The following is a 1876-nucleotide window of genomic DNA, read 5'->3' as shown; positions in this document are numbered from 1 at the left end:
GGCAGCAGCCAGACCGGTGTCGGGGGCGCTGGCGGGTCCGGCGCCGCAGGCGGAATCCTGTTGGGCAACGGCGGTTCCGGAGGCAACGGCGGCAGTACCAACCTGCTGAATGGGGCGCCGGGCAATGGCGGCACGGCCGGTAACGCCGGGCTGATCGGCTGGGGCGGCCACGGCGGCGCCGGCGGTAACAGCACTAACGCGGCCGGCGGCGTCGGCGGCAACGGGGCCAACGGCGGCAACGGCGGATTCCTGCTCGGCAGCGGCGGGGATGGCGGCACCGCCGGTGTCAGCGCTTCGGGTAGCGACGGTATTGGCGGCGGCGGTGGCAACGCCATGCTGTTCGGCAACGGCGGTGATGGCGGAAACGGGGTGATCGGCGGCACCGCCGGCCGAGCTGGCCTACTGATCGGCCACGGCGGCGACGGCGGCACCGGCCGCAATGGCGCCGACGGCGGCCTGTTGTTCGGCAACGGCGGCGCAGGCGGCGACGGCGGCGTCGAACTCGGCGGCAACGGCGGCAGCGGCGGTAGGGCATGGCTGTTCGGTAACGGCGGTCAAGGCGGCGCCGGCAGCGGCGGCGTGGCCGGCATCGCCAACGGGAACGGATTCAACGGTGGCGGCGGGGGCAGCGCCGGTTTGGTGTTCGGCTTCGGTGGCCATGGCGGGTCCGGCGGCACGGGACTGTCCGGCACCCTGTTGACGCCGGGCGGCGTCGGTGGCACCGGCGGCAGCGGTGGCAATGCCTGGCTGCTCGGCACCGGCGGTTTCGGTGGCGCCGGCGGCCAGGGCGGACAGGCGGGCACCGGCCTGTCGGGAGGTGCCGGAGGCCAGGGCGGTAATGCCGGTGCCAGCGGATTCCTGGCCGGCAACGGTGCGGGCGGGGGCAACGGCGGGATCGGTGGTGCAGGTGGGCCGTTAACCCTCGGCGGCGTAGGCGGTAACGGCGGCAGCGGTGCTTCCACGCTGTTGATCGGCAACGGAGGTTACGGCGGTGCCGGCGGTGCCGGCGGCGCCGGAACGAACGCGGTCGGCGCCGGTGCGGCCGGTGGGCACGGCGGCGTGAATGGCAACGCCGGCCTGATCTACGGCAACGGCGGCGCTGGCGGGGCCGGCGGGGCCGGCGGCGCCAATACGGCCAACGTCGGCGGGTCCGGCGGGGGCGGTAGCAACGGCGGCAACGCCACGTTCATCGGTGTCGGCGGCGCCGGTGGCACGGGCGGCGCGGGCGGCCCCGGCAATTCCACCGGGACCACCGGATCCGGGGGCCTCGCCGGCCGAGACGGACTGATCCCCTAGCGACCACATGCCGCAGGACAGCGGCGGCCGTCCGGCGGCAGGCCCGCCCGCACCACCTGCGGCGCCGAACCACATTGTGGCCCACACCACACTTTCGGAACTTTTAGGATGTTTTAAGCCTTATTGGACGGAAACCAGTCTGTAGACTGCAAATTTAGGTTATCTTCGTACTGGCTTCGCCAGACAACATGACCGGGGGAATCAACGACACGGCTCTTGGGTCGTGTCCGAGTAAATGGACGGGTTCCCCATGTCGTACTTGATCGCTGCACCGGACGCGCTCGCAGCAGCGGCGTCACAGTTGGCCGGAATCGGTTCGACCCTCGAATCGGCGAATGCGGCCGCAGCCGCCAGCACCACCAGCCTGCTGGCCGCCGCTCAAGACGAGGTGTCCACCGCGATAGCGGCCCTGTTCGGCACGCACGGCCAGGCATACCAGGCTGTCAGCGCACAGGCCGCCGCGTTCCAGGCCGAGTTCTTGCACTCGCTTGCGGCCGGGACCAGACAGTATGCCGTCGCCGAGGCGTCTAACCTGCTGTCACTGCAGGGACTCGAGGACGCCATCTTCGGCGTCATCAAC

At 71.7% G+C, this 1876-nt stretch carries 1 protein-coding gene and 1 pseudogene; both read left to right on the top strand.

The features are described from left to right. Nucleotides 1-1296: pseudogene (locus BN972_RS30760) on the top strand (PE family protein); the annotation flags it as partial. A gap of 250 nt (nt 1297-1546) precedes the next feature. After that, nucleotides 1547-1876 (top strand): PE family protein (locus BN972_RS00005; RefSeq protein ID WP_036356059.1); only part of this gene is annotated, 330 nt, incomplete at its 3' end.

Origin of the sequence: Mycobacterium asiaticum DSM 44297 (assembly GCF_000613245.1) — a bacterium.
Classification (GTDB): domain Bacteria; phylum Actinomycetota; class Actinomycetes; order Mycobacteriales; family Mycobacteriaceae; genus Mycobacterium; species Mycobacterium asiaticum.
The sequence above is the reverse complement of the archived record's forward strand: the minus strand, read 5'-3'. Positions and strand labels throughout refer to the sequence as shown.